The organism is Butyricimonas paravirosa, assembly GCF_032878955.1.
Lineage (GTDB): Bacteria > Bacteroidota > Bacteroidia > Bacteroidales > Marinifilaceae > Butyricimonas > Butyricimonas paravirosa.
The window spans coordinates 2,479,807-2,499,380 of record NZ_CP043839.1 but is presented as its reverse complement, the minus strand read 5'-3'; the positions used below and the strand labels follow the sequence as shown (position 1 = coordinate 2,499,380).

At 43.8% G+C, this 19,574-nt stretch carries 19 protein-coding genes and 3 tRNA genes; 15 read left to right on the top strand and 7 right to left on the bottom strand.

Translation table 11 applies throughout. The features are described 5' to 3' along the window. The first annotated feature begins 39 nt into the window (after window positions 1-39). Window positions 40-1,323 (top strand): phosphopyruvate hydratase, encoded by a 1,284-nt coding sequence (gene eno, locus F1644_RS10405; protein ID WP_118594263.1) that lies wholly within the window; start codon window positions 40-42, stop codon window positions 1,321-1,323. Between the two features lie 129 nt (window positions 1,324-1,452). Further along, window positions 1,453-2,106, top strand: coding sequence for an MIP family channel protein (locus tag F1644_RS10400; protein WP_027201647.1), 654 nt, complete (start codon window positions 1,453-1,455; stop codon window positions 2,104-2,106). Window positions 2,107-2,140: 34 nt separating this feature from the next. Here the strand turns inward: F1644_RS10400 and rsmI are convergent, their stop codons facing one another. Further along, on the bottom strand, window positions 2,141-2,836 hold the full coding sequence (gene rsmI / locus F1644_RS10395; protein WP_118594269.1) for a 16S rRNA (cytidine(1402)-2'-O)-methyltransferase: 696 nt from the start codon (window positions 2,834-2,836) through the stop codon (window positions 2,141-2,143). A 312-nt stretch (window positions 2,837-3,148) separates the two neighbouring features. Here rsmI and F1644_RS10390 point away from each other — a divergent pair. The 10 genes from F1644_RS10390 (at window position 3,149) to F1644_RS10345 (ending at window position 8,732) form a co-directional block, all read left to right on the top strand. After that, window positions 3,149-3,220: transfer RNA gene (locus F1644_RS10390), tRNA-Glu, on the top strand. A gap of 29 nt (window positions 3,221-3,249) precedes the next feature. Further along, window positions 3,250-3,321, top strand: a tRNA-Glu gene (locus tag F1644_RS10385). A 22-nt stretch (window positions 3,322-3,343) separates the two neighbouring features. Beyond that, a tRNA-Glu gene (locus tag F1644_RS10380) sits at window positions 3,344-3,415 on the top strand. A gap of 28 nt (window positions 3,416-3,443) precedes the next feature. Beyond that, window positions 3,444-3,695: a 30S ribosomal protein S20 gene (rpsT, locus tag F1644_RS10375; RefSeq protein ID WP_027201645.1), complete on the top strand. Its 252-nt coding sequence runs from the start codon at window positions 3,444-3,446 to the stop codon at window positions 3,693-3,695. A gap of 142 nt (window positions 3,696-3,837) precedes the next feature. After that, window positions 3,838-4,533 carry a RadC family protein gene (gene radC, locus F1644_RS10370; protein ID WP_087421869.1) on the top strand — a complete coding sequence of 232 codons (696 nt, stop codon included), beginning with the start codon at window positions 3,838-3,840 and terminating at the stop codon, window positions 4,531-4,533. 177 nt (window positions 4,534-4,710) lie between these two features. Further along, a complete protein-coding gene (locus tag F1644_RS10365; RefSeq protein WP_118594264.1) occupies window positions 4,711-5,304 on the top strand; it encodes a nucleotide exchange factor GrpE in 594 nt (197 codons plus the stop codon). Window positions 5,305-5,321: 17 nt separating this feature from the next. Further along, the gene (dnaJ, locus tag F1644_RS10360; protein ID WP_118449896.1) at window positions 5,322-6,470 is read left to right on the top strand and encodes a molecular chaperone DnaJ; all 1,149 of its coding nucleotides are present in this window, start codon (window positions 5,322-5,324) and stop codon (window positions 6,468-6,470) included. Between the two features lie 12 nt (window positions 6,471-6,482). Beyond that, window positions 6,483-7,433 (top strand): hydrogen peroxide-inducible genes activator, encoded by a 951-nt coding sequence (locus F1644_RS10355; RefSeq protein ID WP_087421410.1) that lies wholly within the window; start codon window positions 6,483-6,485, stop codon window positions 7,431-7,433. 17 nt (window positions 7,434-7,450) lie between these two features. Continuing rightward, the gene (gene lpcA, locus F1644_RS10350; protein ID WP_087421870.1) at window positions 7,451-8,029 is read left to right on the top strand and encodes a D-sedoheptulose 7-phosphate isomerase; all 579 of its coding nucleotides are present in this window, start codon (window positions 7,451-7,453) and stop codon (window positions 8,027-8,029) included. Between the two features lie 31 nt (window positions 8,030-8,060). Next, window positions 8,061-8,732 carry an inorganic pyrophosphatase gene (locus tag F1644_RS10345; RefSeq protein ID WP_087421411.1) on the top strand — a complete coding sequence of 224 codons (672 nt, stop codon included), beginning with the start codon at window positions 8,061-8,063 and terminating at the stop codon, window positions 8,730-8,732. An 84-nt stretch (window positions 8,733-8,816) separates the two neighbouring features. On the opposite strand, the gene F1644_RS10340 is transcribed toward F1644_RS10345, so the two are convergent. The 3 genes from F1644_RS10340 to F1644_RS10330 form a co-directional block, all read right to left on the bottom strand. Beyond that, a complete protein-coding gene (locus F1644_RS10340) occupies window positions 8,817-10,352 on the bottom strand; it encodes a YifB family Mg chelatase-like AAA ATPase (RefSeq protein WP_118303788.1) in 1,536 nt (511 codons plus the stop codon). Window positions 10,353-10,425: 73 nt separating this feature from the next. After that, window positions 10,426-11,187: a UDP-2,3-diacylglucosamine diphosphatase gene (locus F1644_RS10335; protein ID WP_118303790.1), complete on the bottom strand. Its 762-nt coding sequence runs from the start codon at window positions 11,185-11,187 to the stop codon at window positions 10,426-10,428. Between the two features lie 23 nt (window positions 11,188-11,210). Further along, window positions 11,211-12,371: a DUF4369 domain-containing protein gene (locus tag F1644_RS10330; RefSeq protein ID WP_118303792.1), complete on the bottom strand. Its 1,161-nt coding sequence runs from the start codon at window positions 12,369-12,371 to the stop codon at window positions 11,211-11,213. 175 nt (window positions 12,372-12,546) lie between these two features. Between F1644_RS10330 and F1644_RS10325 the strand changes: the two genes are divergently transcribed. From F1644_RS10325 to F1644_RS10315, 3 genes are all read left to right on the top strand, one after another. Beyond that, window positions 12,547-12,972 carry a hypothetical protein gene (locus tag F1644_RS10325; RefSeq protein WP_087421415.1) on the top strand — a complete coding sequence of 142 codons (426 nt, stop codon included), beginning with the start codon at window positions 12,547-12,549 and terminating at the stop codon, window positions 12,970-12,972. A 170-nt stretch (window positions 12,973-13,142) separates the two neighbouring features. Next, window positions 13,143-15,431: a TonB-dependent receptor gene (locus F1644_RS10320; protein ID WP_118303794.1), complete on the top strand. Its 2,289-nt coding sequence runs from the start codon at window positions 13,143-13,145 to the stop codon at window positions 15,429-15,431. Window positions 15,432-15,486: 55 nt separating this feature from the next. After that, the gene (locus F1644_RS10315) at window positions 15,487-16,035 is read left to right on the top strand and encodes a heavy-metal-associated domain-containing protein (RefSeq protein ID WP_158571844.1); all 549 of its coding nucleotides are present in this window, start codon (window positions 15,487-15,489) and stop codon (window positions 16,033-16,035) included. A gap of 54 nt (window positions 16,036-16,089) precedes the next feature. On the opposite strand, the gene F1644_RS10310 is transcribed toward F1644_RS10315, so the two are convergent. The 3 genes from F1644_RS10310 to F1644_RS10300 all read right to left on the bottom strand — a co-directional run bounded on the left by F1644_RS10310 (window position 16,090) and on the right by F1644_RS10300 (window position 19,547). Beyond that, the gene (locus F1644_RS10310; RefSeq protein ID WP_087421418.1) at window positions 16,090-17,172 is read right to left on the bottom strand and encodes a phosphotransferase enzyme family protein; all 1,083 of its coding nucleotides are present in this window, start codon (window positions 17,170-17,172) and stop codon (window positions 16,090-16,092) included. A gap of 39 nt (window positions 17,173-17,211) precedes the next feature. Beyond that, a complete protein-coding gene (locus F1644_RS10305) occupies window positions 17,212-18,114 on the bottom strand; it encodes a sugar phosphate nucleotidyltransferase (protein ID WP_118303798.1) in 903 nt (300 codons plus the stop codon). A 119-nt stretch (window positions 18,115-18,233) separates the two neighbouring features. Then, window positions 18,234-19,547, bottom strand: coding sequence for a DNA recombination protein RmuC (locus F1644_RS10300; protein WP_118303800.1), 1,314 nt, complete (start codon window positions 19,545-19,547; stop codon window positions 18,234-18,236). Window positions 19,548-19,574 lie beyond the last annotated feature (27 nt).

Here is a 19,574-nt window from a genome sequence, read left to right as displayed (position 1 = left end):
TCACAACAATTTATTTACGAACTTTTAAAGTTAAGAGGAATGTATATTACAGAAGTTATTGGAAGAGAAGTGTTGGATTCAAGAGGAAATCCGACCGTAGAAGTAGATGTTATTCTGGAATGTGGGGCGATGGGCCGTGCTGCGGTTCCGTCCGGAGCGTCCACGGGAGAACATGAAGCATTGGAATTGCGTGATGGAGACAAGAAAAGATATGGCGGTAAAGGGGTAACCAAAGCCGTGAATAATGTAAATACGGTGATTGCTGATGCCTTATTGGGAATGAATGTGACCGATCAGGTAGGGATTGACCGTGTTTTATTGGAATTGGACGGTACGCCGACCAAAAGTAATTTAGGTGCCAATGCATTATTAGGAGTGTCTTTGGCTTGTGCGAAAGCTGCTGCTAACGCATTGGAAATGCCGTTATATCGTTATATCGGTGGTGTAAACGCAAAAGTGTTACCGGTGCCGATGATGAATATTATTAACGGAGGATCTCATTCTGATGCCCCTATTGCGTTCCAGGAGTTTATGATTCGTCCGGTTGGGGCTGAATCTTTCCGTGAGGCTTTGCGCATGGGTGCGGAGGTTTTCCATAGTTTGAAGAAAGTTCTTCACGATCGCGGGTTGAGTACGGCCGTGGGTGACGAGGGTGGTTTTGCTCCCGCATTGAAAGGAACGGAAGATGCCTTGGAATCTATTATTAAAGCTATTGAGGCTGCCGGGTATAAGGCGGGTGAGGATGTGATGATCGGGTTGGATTGTGCCTCTTCTGAATTCTATAAGGATGGAGTTTACGATTATTCTAAATTTGAAGGAGCAACGGGCGCAAAGCGTTCTTCAGTCGAGCAGGTAGCTTATCTGGAGGAATTAATATCCCGTTACCCGATCGATTCTATCGAGGATGGTATGAGTGAGAACGATTGGGAAGGCTGGAAATTACTGACAGAGCGTATCGGGGACCGTTGCCAGTTAGTGGGGGATGATTTGTTCGTGACAAACGTGCAATATTTGAAGAAAGGCATTGAAATGGGATGTGCTAATTCCATTTTGATCAAGGTAAACCAGATTGGTACATTAACCGAAACATTGGATGCGATTGATATGGCTCACCGTGCCGGCTACACGTCGGTCACTTCTCATCGTTCCGGGGAGACGGAGGACGCGACTATTGCGGATATTGCGGTGGCAACCAATTCCGGACAAATTAAGACGGGATCATTAAGTCGTTCTGATCGTATGGCAAAATACAATCAATTACTTCGGATCGAGGAAGAATTAGGTGATAGTGCTCAGTTCTACGGACGGAAATTCAGCAAGTAATTGAAATTTATTTTATAGGAAAAAAGACTCTTATGACAATTGTTATAGGAGTCTTTTCTTTTTTTGAGCAGGATAACATATCCTAATTTTATAGTATATTTGTAATCCTAAAATCTTAAAAACAAATTTATGAAAAAGTATGTAGCTGAAATGATTGGTACTATGGTACTCGTGCTTATGGGATGCGGTAGTGCTGTTATTGCCGGAGCAGAAATCGGTTTTTTGGGGATTGCTTTCGCTTTTGGTTTGTCTGTGGTAGCAATGGCATATGCTATTGGTGGTATTTCCGGATGTCATATTAATCCGGCTATTACATTAGGTGTTTTCTTGACGGGGCGAATGAGCGGAAAGGATGCTGGGATGTATATGTTATTTCAGGTCATCGGTGCTTTTATCGGTTCGGCGATTCTTTACGTGATTTCTTCCGGGATGGGGTTGGAAGGAACGGGTGCAAATATGTACGGGGAAGGAAATATGGTTCCGGCTTTTGTGGCGGAGTTGGTGTTTACCTTTATCTTTATCCTTGTTGTTCTGGGGTCCACGAGTGCTAACGCTCCTGCCGGATTTGCGGGATTAGCAATTGGTCTATCTTTGGTTTTGATCCATATTGTATGTATCCCTGTGACAGGAACTTCTGTTAATCCGGCTCGAAGTATTGCTCCTGCTATTTTTGAAGGTGGTAATGCTTTAAGTCAGTTATGGTTGTTCATTATCGCTCCATTTTTAGGTGCTATCCTTGCTGCCGGAGTCTGGAAATATTTCGAATGTCAGAAATGTAAATAAATATGAAGATGGGGACTTGGTGGAGTCCCCATTTTTATTCTGATTCTTCCTCTTCTTTTTTGGGTTTACCTTCCACGATCATGACGATTTCTCCTTTTACCCCGTTTTCGGTAAAATGATCAATTAGTTCTTTCAACGTACCTCGCTGGAAATCTTCGAAAAGTTTACTGATCTCGCGAGCTACACAAGCATGTCGGTTTTCGCCGAAGAATTCAGCCATCTGTTCGAGGGCCTTTACCAGACGGAATGGTGATTCGTAGAATATCATTGTACGTTCCTCTTCAGCAAGAGTTATAAGTTTTTTTTGACGACCTTTCTTTTGTGGCAGGAATCCTTCAAAACAAAAACGGTCGCAGGGTAGACCGGAATTGACGAGAGCGGGAACAAATGCCGTGGCTCCAGGCAGACATTCAGTTTCTATTCCTTGTTCGATACAAGTACGTACAAGTAGAAATCCCGGGTCGGAGATTCCTGGTGTCCCGGCATCACTGATTAAGGCTATGTCTTCGCCTCGTGCAATACGCTCGGCAATACGACTCACTTGCTGGTGTTCGTTGAATTTATGATGTGAGAGCAGGGGGGTGTTGATCTCGTAATGTTTTAATAGTTTCGCAGAGGTACGGGTGTCTTCGGCAAGTACAAGAGGTACTTCTTTTAGTATACGAAGCGCTCTCAGCGTGATGTCTTCAAGATTGCCAACAGGAGTTGGGATCAGATATAATTTAGCCATAATGATTGAAAATTGAAAATTGAAAATTGAAAATTGAAAATGAATTTCTATTTTCAACGGTTTATGCAGGCAAAGGTAGGGAATTAATTTCATTGTAATGTATGTTTTTTGGGGTTTTATGCTACGTGTGTTTGCCTGTATGGGGGAATGGGTGGTTATTTTGTTAATATAGTATCGTTTTTTCATGTTGTTAATTTTCAATGCTTTGAAGACGTATTTGTAGTTAAATAATCAGTAATGTGAAAAAAAACACACGTTTTCTTTGGTAGGAATGAAATTTGCCGTATATTTGCAACCGCTAAAGCAAAAGATGGTCCGTTCGTCTAGGGGCTAGGACGCAAGATTCTCATTCTTGTAACACGGGTTCGATTCCCGTACGGACTACTAGGGCAAAAAGCAAAATATTTAACGATGGTCCGTTCGTCTAGGGGTTAGGACGCAAGATTTTCATTCTTGTAACACGAGTTCGATTCTCGTACGGACTACCGAGATTTTAGTGGGTTTTATGGTCCGTTCGTCTAGGGGTTAGGACGCAAGATTTTCATTCTTGTAACACGAGTTCGATTCTCGTACGGACTACAAAGTTGAATTAAATTAATTTGTAGAGATGGCAAATCATCAATCATCAGAAAAAAGAATAAGGCAGACTGAAAAAAGAAGATTACACAATCGTTATTACGCAAAGACTGCTAGAAATGCCGTTAGAAAGCTACGTGCAATGACCGAAAAGGAGACTGCAGCAGACTTGTTGCCGAAAGTGTCGGCTATGTTGGATAAATTAGCAAAAAAACATATTATCCACAAGAACAAAGCAGCTAACTTGAAGTCTAGCTTGGCTTTACATGTGAATAAACTGTAATTTTACTATCTTAAGATATTGAGGTAACAAACAGTTTGTTTGTTACCTTTATTTCTATGTGTCGGTTGATCTTGAGAAATTACTTCTCGAGATTTTTTTATTGCAAAAAAATAGCTACATTGCCAGTTATAAAGAAAAAGTTATGACTGGAAATTATATCCCGATTTCCTCGTGGGCGGAAGACGATAAGCCCCGGGAAAAGATGTTGTTGAAAGGTGTTACTGCGCTTTCGACAAACGAGTTGCTCGCAATCTTAATCCGTTCGGGGAGTGGAGGGGAATCAGCCTTGGATTTGTCTCGTCGGATTTTGACGGATGCCAGTAATGATTTGAATACGCTGGCTCGTCTTTCTGTATCGGATTTTATGAATCGCTATAAAGGAGTTGGGATGGCGAAAGCAGCCTCGATTATTGCTGCCATGGAATTGGGGCGCCGCCGGGCATTGTCGACGGCAAGGGAGGAACCGGCGTTGACAACCAGCAGGGATTTGTACGATTATCTTCAGCCGTTAATCGGTGATCTGGATCATGAAGAATTTTGGGTCGTAACCTTATCAAGCGCTTGCCGAATTAAGTCATGCGATCGTTTGTTTTCAGGAGGCATAGAGAGTACGATCATTGATATTCGTATGATATTCCGGAAGGTGCTGGAATCAAAAGCTTGTTCCATCGTGATAGCTCATAATCATCCTAGCGGTAATGATCGTCCGAGTTCCCATGATATTACTTTGACAAAGAAAGTACAGGAGGCTGGGCGTGTATTAGACATCACGTTGCTGGATCACATTGTCGTTTGCCCTAATCGGTATTATAGTTTTGCGGATAATGGGATGCTTTAATCCCATTAAGTACTGAAAAGTTGAATCGGAAGAATATCTTTTACTATCTTTGTGGCAGCTATTTGTGTCACATTGGCACTTGTAATGCTTGTCAATGTGGCATATTGACGGTTGGCAGGGATTTTGCTTAGAAAGAGTAGCTTAAAATGTTTATTCATAAAAAAAATTATATACGATATGGCAGAAGAGAAGAGATCGACTCAGGAGAACGAGTTTGAAGAGTCACAGACGAACGATACGGAAAAGGAAGAAGTGAATTCAGAAAAACATCAGGGAGAAGTTCACAAAAAGAAAGAAGACAAGTCTTGCCGAAAAGAGGATAAGCAATTGGAAGAGTTGGGACAGAAACTGATCGAGATGAATGATAAATACTTACGTTTGTCCGCGGAGTTCGATAATTACCGGAAACGTACCTTGAAGGAAAAAATGGAGTTAACCAAGAGTGCCGGGGAACAATTGTTAAGTAATATTTTACCCGTGGTGGATAACTTCGAACGAGCCTTGAAGAGTATGAGTACGGCGAAGGATGTGGCAGCTCTAAAAGAAGGAGTGGATTTGATCTATGCTAATTTTAAGTCTTTTCTGACACAGAATGGCGTGAAAGAAATCGAGACTGAAAATGCTGATTTTAACACGGATATTCACGAGGCGGTAACGACAATTCCGGCTCCGACTCCGGAGTTAAAGGGTAAAGTGTTGGATTGTATCGAGAAGGGATATTACTTGAATGACAAGGTGATGCGTTTTGCGAAAGTGGTTGTTGGTGAATAAAATATAGTTGCGTGGTAATGGAAAAGAGAGATTATTATGAGGTGTTGGGGGTATCTAAAAGTGCTGATGCCACTGAGATCAAGAAAGCATATCGAAAACTGGCTTTAAAGTATCACCCGGATAAGAACCCGGGGGACAAGGAGGCCGAGGAGAAATTTAAAGAAGCCGCCGAAGCATACGATGTGCTGAGTAACGAAGAAAAGAGACGTCGTTATGATCAGTTCGGTCACGCCGGAGTAGGTGGAGCCGGACAAGGAGGTTTTGGTGGCGGCATGAGTATGGATGATATTTTCTCTCAATTCGGGGATATTTTCGGAAGTTTCGGTGGCTTTAGTGGTTTCGGAGGTTTTGGTGGTGGCCGTAGTGCCCGCCGGGTAAACCGGGGAACGAACTTGAGAGTGAAGGTGAAAATGAACCTTCAGGAAATTGCTACCGGAATTGAGAAGAAAATCAAGGTAAAGAAATACGTGGCTTGTCAGCATTGTAATGGAACGGGAGCAAAGGATGGAAAATCCTATTCCACTTGTTCGACCTGTAAAGGATCGGGACAAGTGACCCGGGTACAAAATACGATATTGGGAGCGATGCAAACCACTTCCACGTGTCCGACTTGCGAGGGCGAAGGAAAGATTATCAATGAAAAATGTACTTTCTGTAATGGAGAGGGCGTGTTGATGTCGGAAGAGGTGATTTCTATCAATATTCCGGCAGGAGTGGGTGAAGGGATGCAATTGTCTTTGAGTGGTAAAGGAAACGCAGCTCGTCGTGGTGGCGTGAACGGTGACTTGATCGTGTTGATAGAAGAAGAAGAGCATCCGGAGTTGGTAAGAGATGGGAATGATTTATTATACAACGTGTTTATCGGGTATCCGGAAGCCGTGTTAGGGGAAACGGTTGAGATTCCGACCATCGAAGGGAAAGTGAAAGTGAAGATTGAGGCAGGTACCCAGCCGGGTAAAATATTGCGTTTGCGAGGAAAAGGATTGCCTGATGTGAACGGTTACGGTAAAGGGGATTTGTTGGCAAAGGTGAACGTGTGGATTCCTAAGAACTTGTCGAAGGACGAGAAAAAACTCGTGGAAAAGATGAAAGAGGCAGAAGGCTTTAAGCCGGGAAGTGGTGACAAGAAAAGTATCTTTTCCAAGATGAAAGATTTTTTTGATTAGAAATAATAATATATGATTACACTGACACAATTAGAATATGTTGTTGCGGTCGATGAATTCCGGCATTTTGCAACAGCCGCCGACAAGTGTTTCGTGACACAGCCGACACTGAGTATGCAAATTAAAAAGCTGGAAGATGATCTAGGTGTAATCATTTTCGATCGGAGTCGGCAACCGGTTGTTCCTACCGACATCGGTTACAAGTTGATCGAGCAGGCAAGAACAGTGCTGGCCTCGACTCAAAGAATAAAAGAGATTATTAATGAAGAGAAACAGGAGGTAGCGGGATCCCTGAAAATAGGTATTATTCCCACGCTGGCTCCTTATTTATTACCGATATTTATCGGGGATTATATTCGTCGTTATCCCGGGGTACAGGTGGAAGTGGAAGAATTAATTTCGGAAGAGATTATCCGACGATTGAAACATGACACGTTGGACGTGGGGGTGTTCGTGACACCTTATCATGACGATAAGATTGTAGAACAGCCCGTGTTTTACGAGGAGATGATGATTTACGCTCACCCTGATCATGAACTTTTGAAAAAGAAAGACGTAGAAACACAAGATATTGCAACTCCTGAGTTATGGATGTTGGGAGACGGGCATTGTTTCCGGGATCAAGTAGTGAATTTATGTGAGATGCGAGGAACGCAACATAAGAATTTGCCTTTTGATTTTGAGAGTAATTCTTTAGAGACCTTGATGAAGATCGTGGATCGGGAAGGGGGATTTACCTTGATTCCTGAGTTAGCCACGTTGTACATGACGGAGGAAAAGAAAAAGCAAGTTCGTTCATTCACGGTGTCCAAACCTTTGCGGGAGGTCAGTGTGATATATTCCCGTCATTTCACGAAACAAAAGTTGATTGATTTGCTTTGTGAAGATATACGACAAGTGGTTCCCCCGGGAATGTTGAAAAAAGAGAGGGGAAAAATCGTTGAATGGAAAAAGATAAGATAAATGTAATACCCGAATATATGGATAATATCAAGAAAAGTTTTTTGGAGGCGCAACAGGTGTTAGCTGATTTCGTGGAGGACGAGGAGAAGTTGAAACAAGTCGGATTGGCGGCAGAGATATTATCCCGGGTATTGAAAAACGGGGGTAAGGTCATAAGTTGTGGAAATGGTGGTTCCATGAGTGACGCCATGCATTTCGCCGAGGAACTTACCGGACGTTTCAGGGGAGACCGTCCCGCACTACCTGCAATGGCAATTTCCGATCCGACTCACTTGACCTGCGTGGCCAATGATTTCGGATTTGAGTACGTGTTCTCCCGTTACGTGGAGGCACACGGGAAAGCTGGTGATGTGTTATTGGCAATCAGTACTTCCGGTAATTCAGAGAACATTGTGAGAGCCGTTGATGCGGCTCACCGCAAGGGTATGTTGGTGATCGGGTTAACCGGTAAGGATGGCGGTAAAATGAAGAATATGTGTGACGTGAATATTTGTGTTCCTTGGAACGGGTATTCCGATCGGATTCAGGAGATTCACATCAAGGTGATTCATATCCTGATTGAGCAAATCGAGGCACATCTGTTCTCGGAACAATAAAGAGGTGTATATGTTTTTAATAATATAAGTTATGGGAAATAAAATTAATGATCCTATTGTCCGTTTGATGGGACTTAGGTACAAGTCACATCCGTGGCATGGTTTGGATATTGGGACGGATGCGCCGAACGTGGTTACCGCATTCATAGAGATGGTACCGACGGACACGGTGAAGTACGAGTTGGATAAAGTGAGTGGGTATATAAAAATAGATCGTCCGCAGAAGTATTCGAACGTGGTTCCCGCTTTATATGGTTTTTTACCGCAGACTTATTGCGGAGATTTAGTTGCCGAGTATTGTATGTCGCAGACCGAGAGAACGGATATTCACGGGGACGGAGACCCGCTTGATATTTGTGTCCTGACCGAGAAAACGATCTCTCACGGGGATATTATCGCAGAAGTTCGTCCTATCGGGGGATTCCGGATGTTGGATAAGAACGAGGCGGACGATAAGATTATTGCCGTGTTGAAACATGATGCCACGTATAATATTTATAATGACATTTCCGAATTACCACACGTGGTGATTGACAGGTTACGGCATTATTTTTTAACCTACAAGGATCTTCCCGGTGAGGAACGACGCACGGAAATCACTCATGTCTATAATAAGGAAGAGGCTTTCGAGGTGATTCGCCGGAGTGCCGAAGATTATAAAAATCACTTCCAAGGACTTGAAGATATACTAAGCCGGGTATAACGGTAAGGTAAAAGATAAAAACTAAAAGATAAAAGTTGAATTCTCACTTAACTTTTATCTTTTAGTTTTTATTTTTTAGTTCTCTCATCCACCCCATCCGTCCTTGTCGAGACTTCGGTATTGTATGGCTTCGGCGATATATTGCGGGGTTATTTTCTCGTTATGGTCTAGGTCGGCAATCGTTCGGGACAATTTGATGATCCGGTCATAAGCTCGGGCGGAAAGTCCGAAACGTTGCATGGCAATCTTTAGTAGTGCAACACATTTATCGTCCAGCGGACAATACTTTTTTAGTAGCGGTGAGGTCATCTGGGCATTACAATAAATCCCCGGGTAAGATTGAAAACGTTGGGTCTGGATAGCCCGGGCGGCGATCACCCTAGCCCGAACAACAGAGCTTGGTTCACTGTCCGAGGAATTTGTGATCTTGTCAAGCTCTACGGGAATCACTTCAATATGTATGTCAATCCGGTCGAGTAAAGGACCGGATATTTTCGATAAATACTTTTGAACGGCTCCGGGCGGACAATTACATTCCTTCGTGGGATGATTATAGTACCCACACGGGCAAGGATTCATAGATGCAATCAGCATGATGTTAGCCGGATATTCCACGCTGAACTTGGAACGACTGATGGTAATCTTCCGATCTTCAAGTGGTTGTCTCAATACTTCCAGTACTGCACGGCGGAACTCTGGGAGTTCATCTAGAAATAAAATACCATGGTGAGCAAGTGATATTTCCCCCGGTTGAGGCCAAGATCCTCCGCCAACAAGTGCAACATCAGATATGGTATGATGCGGCGAACGAAATGGACGTGAAGTAATTAAGGAATGATTATTTTGAATCTTCCCTGCGACGGAGTGGATTTTCGTTGTTTCCAGAGCCTCTTCGATGGTCATGGGAGGGAGAATGGTCGGTAATCTTCGGGCTAGCATGGTTTTCCCCGAACCGGGGGAGCCGATCATGATCATGTTATGCCCGCCTGCGGCGGCAACTTCCATCGCACGTTTCACGTTTTCTTGTCCCTTCACGTCTTTGAAATCAAGCAAGTCATCATCGGGAAATGCTGTCATGACTTGCTGGTCGAAGGAAATGGGAGAGAAGTCTTTTTCCTGTTTCAGAAAAGCGATCACTTCACTCAGATGGTGGAAACCGTAAACTTCAAAGCCTTGAACCACTGCAGCCTCGTTAGCATTCTGATAGGGCAGAAGAATACCTTTAAAACCTTCCTTTTTGGCGTGTATGGCGATGGGAAGTACCCCTTTGACCGCTTGTAGGCTGCCATCTAATGACAGCTCGCCCATGATCAGGTATTTATCCAGTTGTGCATTAGGTAACTGGTCATTAGCCGCAAGGATTCCAATGGCTAGCGGTAAGTCGAAAGACGATCCTTCTTTCTTCACGTCGGCGGGAGCCATGTTGATGATTACTCGTTTACCCGGAATTTTTAACCCGATTTCCCGGAGAGCGGAATCAATTCGTTGCTGGCTTTCTTTTACCGCATTATCGGGTAAACCGACAATAATAAATTTCGCTCCCCAAAGAATATTGACCTCGATTGTGATGGTCAAAGCATTGATTCCGTACACTGCACCCCCGAAAATTTTAACTAACATACCGTCTGATCTTATGTTTCACATACAGGCATGTAAGTTAAGATTATTTCACAGAAAAACAATGCAAAATAGGTTATTTTTTGCGATCGAGTTTTTCAAGAGAAACCTTCTCTCCGTCGAATACGGCATAACTGAAATGCGTGATCCAGTCTCCCGTGTTGATATAGTGACTGTTGGATTCAAGTTCAAGATTGAGAGGCAAATGGCGATGGCCGAAAATGAAATAATCCACGTGGTGTTCTTTCAAGATATTCTGGCAATAAATAACGATTTCTTCTTTGTCGTCTCCCAGATAGCCCCTCGCCTCGATCTGTCCGTTTCCTTTCAGTCGGGAATGGGATGACCATTTATTGGCCAAAGCGATCCCCCAGTCGGGATGGATAAACCGGAAACATCTTTGTAGGAAGCGATTATGGAAAGCGTTACGCAGGAAAAGATACCCTTTGTCGTTTGGATTCAGACCGTCACCATGTCCGATAAGGAAAGATTTTCCGTTTATCGTGGTTTCCATCATGGAAGTATGCAGGATAACACCACATTCTTTTGCCAAGTAGTCGAAAGCCCAGATGTCGTGGTTACCCGTGAAGAAATGTACCTTAATTCCCTGATCCGTGAAATTGGCCAGTTCGGCAAGAAAGCGTACGTGGCCTTTGGGTACAACGTGTTTGTATTCGAACCAAAAATCAAACATATCACCAAGCAGGTAAAGTTCCAAGCAATCAGGTTTGATGCTTTGCAAAAACTCCACGAGCATAATTTCTCTCTCCCGATTATCTTTCAATAGTTTGGCACCCAAGTGTGCGTCTGAAAGAAAATAAACCTTCTTGCCCTGCATGATGATATGTTCGTCCAATATAATTATTTTTTCAACAAGTCGTTCAAACGGTCTTCCAAACGGCTGCCGTACAAGTTTTTACCGACAATTTCTTTCTTTTGGTTAATGATGTAGTTTGCCGGAACACTCTTTACGTTCCAAGTCGAGGCTGCCCGACTTTGTAACGCTCCTTGATCCCATACGCAAATCCAGTTGATCTTGTTCGTTTTTATCACGTCTTCCCAAAGAAATTTGTTTTTATCCAGACAAACCATGTAGATTTCCACTCCCCGGTTTTTGAACTTGTTGTATACGCTTTTCATCTGGTCAATGTACTCTTGGCTCTCTTTGGCCGTGATCAGCCCGAAGTCAAGTACGATGAGTTTCGATTTGAGGGAGTTCAGTGAAATATCCTTGCCATTCACATCCGGCAGGTTAATATCCGGTAGAGATCCTTCCGTGTTGTTAATCACGGCAGCAAGTTGTTGATTACGGATTGCTTGGGATATTTGTTTCAAGTGATTCATGATTGCCTTCGTGTATTGAGATTCGGGATAAAGGGCGGTCAAGGATGATGCCACCACTTTAAAATAGTGAAGGTCCTCGAACTCGTCCATCACTCCGATATTATCATCAATTTTTTGATAAAGGGCATAATAAGATGCCGGAGAGGTGGCGTGTTTGATAATGAAGTCACGGGTGAAACTGATCTGTTTGTTTATTGCCTCTTCCCATGCCTTGGCGTATTCCTGACGTTGAGCGTCGTACTCGGTTCCTTGTGGGAGAGCCTGATAGGATCTCTTCAAAGAATCCGTTAGCGTGATTGTACGGGTGATCTGGAAATTCAGGAGTTTAATCCATAACGAGTTTTCAGAACCATCCACCCAGTAATTATTTTTAATGTCATTCAACGTACCGCTAATTTCAAGTACCTCGTCCGGACTGGCGATCAAGGTCACTTGCTCATTGTTAGAAAATCTTAAAGAATAGAATGTCGGGAGTTCGATGTTGAGTTTAAATTTGAACTCCCCGTTCTTGTTAATTTTTGTTGAGTCGATTGTTTTTCTTGAACTTACATCTATTTGTTCCAGATATACTTTCGTGTTGGCTGCATCTTTGATGGCCCCTGTAATTTCGACATTCGTCTTTTCAGTACAGGATGCGATAAGAACTACAAGTAGTCCAAGTAATAGTATTTTTCTCATAATTTGTTGGAATGATATAAATAATCTACATCTTGATTTATGAAGTTCGAAAGTAATACTTTTTTTCTATTTTTCACATCGTCGGATCAGATTTTGAATGAAAAAACCGTTAATTAATTGTTAATGGTGTATTTTGGGAGATTGAAATTTGAAAATTGTTTTATTTTTGCAAACGATGAAACAGAAAAAATTGAATATACCAGCACTTTTGCTATTGTTTACCTTTTTGTTAGGTACGATAGGTGTGAATGTAAGTAAAGTGTACTGTCAGCGTTGCCAGGAAACTTACTTGCACGTGATGGTTATTCCCCAGGACATCCCGTGTCCGTGTACGCATGGTTGTCACTGCTGTCATCGTATGTGCCACAATGCGCACAAAAAGAATTGCGATAACGCGAAACAAGAACATACTTATTATAAAGTTTCCGGTGATTGGGCAATGTCCCATTTCGAAATACAATTCTGCGATATGGTGCAGGAATGTAATTTTATGATGTCTTTACCGGATGCGGTTATTTCTAATGTACAACCTTTTAATTCTCCTGTTGCATACATAGACACGTCTCCGCCCTTGGAGCTGCTATGTATTTTCCGTTGTTGATTAAATTTTGATCCGTGACGAAGATGCTTTAAAAGTATCTTTCGACGAGTCGTGTGTATGCGTCTGACTTGACTGAAACATTATTTAAAATTTAATCAAGAGAGAACGTGTTTCGTGGCATTAGGTAAAAGAAATATCCCTGGCACGTTCCTGAAAATCGTGGAATCTATATGAGAAATTTGTTTATTATAATGTGTTTACTTGCCTCTGTTGGCTTACAGGCACAGACCATAAAAGGGCGTGTTATGGAAGAAACGGAAAATGGAGAGGTGGCGTTACCCGGGGCGAATGTCTATTGGGTAGGGACTTCGAAAGGATCTGTTTCGGATGCGAACGGGGAATTTAAAATCAAGTGGGAGAAGGTTGGGAAGTTGGTCGTTAGTTTTATCGGGTACCGCTCGGATACGATAGAGGTAAAATCCACGGATAAATTCGTGACCTGCACGTTGAAATCCGGGGAGCAATTGGACGAGGTGAGTGTGGCTGCCCGTAAACAGAGTACCGTGATGTCGACTCAGGGGCCTTTGATCGAGCAATTGATCACGGGCGAAGAGTTGTGCAAGGCGGCTTGCTGTAACTTGGGAGAGAGTTTCGAGACGAATGCTTCGGTTGACGTGTCGTATGCCGATGCCGTGACGGGTGCAAAGCAAATCCAGCTATTGGGATTAACCGGGAAGTACGTGCAGATGATGACCGAGAATATGCCTAATTTCCGGGGATTGGCCTCTTTGTACGGTTTGACTTATATTCCTGGTCCCTGGATGTCTGCGATTTCCGTTTCAAAAGGGACGGGATCGGTGATTAACGGTTACGAATCGATGGCCGGGCAGATCAGCGTGGACTACAAGAAACCCCGTGATCCGGAGTTACTCTCGGCTAATGTCTTCACGAGTAGCGAGGGAATGTACGAATTTAACTCTAATTTCAGTATCAAGTTCAATGACAAGTGGAGTACGATGTTTCTTTTGCATGGGGACTGGATGGAAGAGCCTCATGACGGGAACAAGGACGGATTCTTGGATATGCCGGAGAAAACGCAATACAACGTGATGAATCGTTGGGCTTATAAAGATGATACTTGGTATTTGCAATTCGGGGGTAAATTTATCGACGAGGAACGGAATGGCGGACAAACCACTCATGGCGGACATGCTCATGCAGATGAGAAATACGGGTTGTATAAAATTGGGATCGACACTCGTCGTTACGAGGCTTTCTTGAAGTTAGGTTACTTGATGCCCCAGTACGAGAACACGAGTATGGCGATTTTGGTGAACTATTCCGATCACACGCAGGATTCTTATTACGGGCCGAAAATGTATAATGCCGGGCAGAAGAGTTTGTTCGTGAACTACATCTACCAGTCTATTTTCGGGACGAATCCCAGCCAGATGTACTCTGCCGGGTTGAGTTTCAATTACGACAAATATGACGAAGATTTCCGTGATCCGGTTTTCAATTATGGAGAGGATATTTCTACCGATTTCATAAATATGAAACGAGAAGAACGGGTGCCGGGAGCTTTCTTCCAGTACACGGGAGAATTCTTGGATCAGCGTTTTATCGTGATGGCAGGTTTGCGCTACGATTATCACAATATCTTCGGGAGTATCTGGACCCCGCGGGCTCACATCATGTACAAACCAGATGAATTCACCAGCATCAAGGCCACTTTCGGCCGCGGTCTGCGTACACCGAATATCTTGGCCGAGAACAGTTACTTGCTGGCCTCTGCTGCGAACTTCTACGTGAATGGCGAGTTGTTGGGTAAAAATCCGGCTTTACTGGATGATCTAAAAATGGAGGATTCTTGGAATTTCGGGGCTAACGTGAACCGGAAGTTCGAAGTATTCGGGCGTACCTTGAATATCAACCTAGATTATTATCACACGAAATTCAATGATCAAGTGGTGGTGGATAACGAGACGGCATACAACAAGGTGAACTTTTATAATCTGGACGGGGATTCCTATTCGAATTGTTATCAGGTCGAGGTGAAATACGAGTTGATCCCTCGTTTGGAAGCCACGTTAGCTTATCGTTACAATGATGTGAAGACGACGATAAACGGAGATCTGAAACGTACTCCTTTAACGAGCCGTTATAAGGGATTGGTGAACTTGTCATATTTCACCAACTTGAAGAAATGGCAGTTCGATTTCACGACCCAGTTTAACGGTTCCGGACGTTTGCCGGAGCAGGGTGGGATTGCCGATGAATATCGGGTAGCCTCCCGTTTTGATGATTTCCAGATCATGAATGCGCAGGTTACGAAATATTTCCGTTTGTGGAGTATTTACGCGGGATGCGAGAATATCGGGGATTTTACTCAAAAGAACCCGATCGTGAATTCCCATAACCCTTGGAGCGATACCTTTGACTCGTCGAAAGTGTGGGGACCTCTTCACGGACGTAAATTTTATATCGGTTTGAGATTTGCCTTAGATCGAAAAGAATAATCAATAAAATAATTACTTTTGAAAAACAATGTTTTTAATAACTAATACGTTTACTATGAAAACAATGAAAATTTTATTCACGCTGGTAGTGTTCGTTATGATGGGTTTAACCGTGAGTGCCCAGACTAAGAAAGATACAACCGTTATTTTTAAAGTAGGAATACATTGCCCTTCTTGTAAGGCTAAACTGGATAAAGATATGCCTTTCGAGAAAGGAATCAAGGATTATAAGTTGAACATGAAAGATTCAACCGTGTTGATTTCTTTCCGTACCGACAAAAATTCTGTTGAGGCCTTGCGGGCTGCTATCGAGCGTCATGATGTGAAAGTAGTGGGAATGTGTGATAAAGACGGTAAGTTGATAAAATGCGGTAAAGCACATAAATGTTGTAAAGAGGGAAATAAAGAAGCTTGCAAGGGAAGTTGCGGCGAGAAACATAATTGCAGCGGGGCCTGTGGTCAAAGTTGTGGTGAAAAAAAGTGTGATGGAAAATGCGACCAGAACTGCGAGTCTAAGGAGAGTAAATGTGAAGGAAAATGTGGTGACAATTGCTGTTCCAAGACAGGTAAAACAGACGAGTGTTGCAAGAATAAGAAAAAGTAAGGAAAATTCTTGAAGGATACAAAAAACGGTAGCGAAAGCTACCGTTTTTTTGTATTATTGATCCAGAATAAACTGGTTCATCTTGTCGAATTGTCGTTCCATGTCCTGTAATAACCTGACTTGAACTTTAGCTCGTTGCAGGTTATGTTCGGGATAGGTGATCGGGTAATAATGATCCCCGTCCAAATAATCCGTTAGGAAACGGACGGCTTGTAGATAGGTCATTAGCGTACATCCTTGCGCAAGGGTCTTTTTTTCCTTGAGCGTGAAAAGATGTTTGGCTTTTTCCATGAATCCGGCGGTGAAAGCTTCGAAATAATTCATGTTAAAATGCACCTCATCAAGATTGCGGGTTTCCTCTCCGGCCGTGTTACAAGACGAGCGAATGGCATCCCCGAAGTCGTAATGCACGATTCCCGGCATCACGGTGTCCAGATCGATCACGCATAACGGATGATCATTGTGGTCGAACAGGAGATTATTCGCTTTCGTGTCATTGTGCGTGACCCGGAGCGGCAAAATTCCCTCGTCTTTCATCCGTTGTAATTCTAACATCTCGTTATCGAACTTTTTCAGGTATTCGAGCAGTTCCTTACTCGCCTCGATCCGGTCCGGTTCGGCTTTGGCTAGGGCCTCTTTTAATTCCCGTTGACGACGGGGAACATTGTGAAAAAGCGGGATGGTCTCGATCAACAATTTCGCATCGAAATCGGAAATCCGGTTCTCGAATTCTCCGAACCCGATACCCACTTGATAAGCGATCTGGGAATCCGGGATAACATCGTAGCTCTTTGAGCCTTTGATAAAGAGTGATAGCGTCCAGTAGTTTCCCTCGTAATCTTTGTAGTAAGCGTTTCCCTTGTCCGTGTAAAAATACGTGATGTATTTGCGGGTGATGTCGCTCACTTTGTGCCGGATAAGCCGGTTGCGGATATGCCCGCACACCAGTTCTTTGTTTCGCACCAGTTTTGGGATGTCCTTGAACACGTTACCATTGATCCTTTGGAGAATGTACTCGACATCCTCGTCCACTTTCACCAGATAGGTGTCGTTAATATGGCCAGAACCGTACGGTGTAGCGGATATAAACCGCCCGCTCGATACGAACGTGTCGTAAATTCTCTTCAGTTTGTCCATGCTTAGTTGTTTTTTAGTGTTTACCCGTTTTTATGCTATTTATTGCCCCATGTCAGTATATAATCCTTCCCCGTCGAATTTCTGCAAGGCGTTGTTCACTAGTTCCGTGTCCTCTTTGTATGTCACACCGAACCATTTGGCACTGGTGTTTAATACCTTCACTTTCACGGCTTTTTGCTTGATAAGTTCGTCAACCACGAAAGGTATGTAAATCTCCGCCTTGGGATTTTCGCTGTTCTTGTGGTAGAACTCGATGAATTGTTTCTCGATTTCCCCGAAAAGCATAGGTGAGAATCCCCAGAAATTCATGGAAACCACGTCATCCTCGTGCAAAACTACTCCCGAGTTCAGGTCTTTAATCATATCACCTTCCCGACCGATCTTCGTACGTTCGGTGATACTGGTCAAGAAATTGTCTCCGTCAACCGTGCATATTCCTCTGGATACTGTCCCGTTCTCGGATAGCGTGGCTGCCAACCGGTAGCCGGCGAGGCTGAAACATCTCTCGTCGGGATTACTGGCCACAAAATCGTGCATCTTCACGAAGGCATCCCGTCCGTAAAAGTCGTCAGCATTGATTGCGATAAACGGTTCGTGTATATGGTCTTTTGCGGCCCAGATGGCGTGAGCCGTTCCCCAGGGTTTTTCCCGCTGGATCGGGGGCAGGTTACCGGGCAGTTGATCCATTTCTTGGAAACAGTACACGGTTTCAACCAAGCTCTCGGCATATTTTCCCACGGCCTCTTTGAATTCGTTCTCGAAACTTCGGCGGATGATGAAAACAATTTTGTCAAACCCCGCATGTACGGCGTCATAGATTGAATAATGCAACAATGTTTTCTTGTGGGGGCCGAGCAATGCCAGTTGTTTCAAGCTACCAAACCGGGAACCCATCCCTGCTGCCATGATGAGCAAGGTCGTTTTATTCTTCGTCGTTTCCATGTTTTTATATTTAATCTTTTTACTTGTATAACCTTCTTTCGGACAAAGCTAATAAAAACTGCGGAAAGAATCTAGCAAGTCGTGTTTTGTTTTATTTTAGGTGAAAATCTTTGTTGTTTTTATGCCTCGTCATCTTCTGAAAATGAATCCAGTAGTGGGTTTTGCTCTTCTTTAGCCGGGAGGGCCTCTACCGAACGTAGTTGTCGCTGTATGGCTCGGGTTCGTTTGCCCATAACCTCTTCCAATTGGTTGTTAGCGGTTTGGAGATTTTTCTGGGCTTTCTCCAGAAGTCCCCCGAACTTTTCGAATTCTGCCTTTACACCACCAAGGATACGCCACACCTCGCTGCTGCGTTTTTGGATGGCCAGCGTGCGGAATCCCATTTGTAGGCTGTTCAGTATCGCTGCTAGTGTGGTCGGCCCCGTGACAATCACGTGGTATTCCTGCTGTAATTGTTCCAACAAGGCTGCCCGGCGGGTAACCTCTCCGTATATGCTCTCGAAAGGCAGGAACATGATCCCGAAGTCCGTGGTATGCGGTGGGGCTAGGTATTTGTCCCGGATGTCCTTTGCCATACTACGAATGGTCTGTTCGAGTATGCGGGAAGTGGTTTCCACCCGTTGCAAGTCTCCGGATTCGTAGGCATCAAGGAGTTGCTCGTAAACATCCTTCGGGAACTTGGCGTCGATGGGAAGGTAGACTGATTCGTCTCCTTCCGCCCGGCCGGGAAGTTTCACGGCGAATTCGACCAGTTTGTCCGATCCGGGTTTAGTTTTTACGTTAGCATCATATTGATCCGGGGCTAGAATTTGCTCCAATAGCATGGAAAGTTGTACTTCCCCGATCGTTCCCCGTATTTTCACGTTACTAAGCACCCGTTTCAGCCCACCGACATCCTGTGCCAGCGTCTGCATTTCCCCTAAGCCTTTCTGCACGTTTTCTAGTTGCTTGCTGACGAGTTCGAATGATTGTCCGATGCGTTCGTGTAGGGTCTTCTGTAATTTTTCATCCACGGTGGCTCGCATCTCTTCCAGTTTCTTTTCCGTGTTTTGCAGGAGTTCCTGTTGACGGAGTGATAGCTCCCCGAATTTTTCCCGTTGCAGGCGGTTGAATAATTCCATGCTTTCGGCAAAACTTTTTTGGAAAGCTTGTATGGCGGAGTTAGTCTGGGTGGTGATATTCTTTAAGGTTTCTCGATGTTCTGTCCGGAAATGGTTGAGGGTAGAGGCGAGTTCTTCCCGGTCTTTGCGGGAACGGTTCTCATCGTTTTCCCGGTTATAGCGTGATTCGTCCCGGATCACTTTTTCGAGGTCCGAGATGGATCGTGATATCTCCCGTGTGGTGTTGTTCTTGCGGGAACGAACGTGTAATCCGATAAGGACGATGTTGAGAATGAGAAGTAAAACGCAGGATATAAGTATAAATAATTCCATATTTCTGAACTTTTTGTTGTTCAAAAA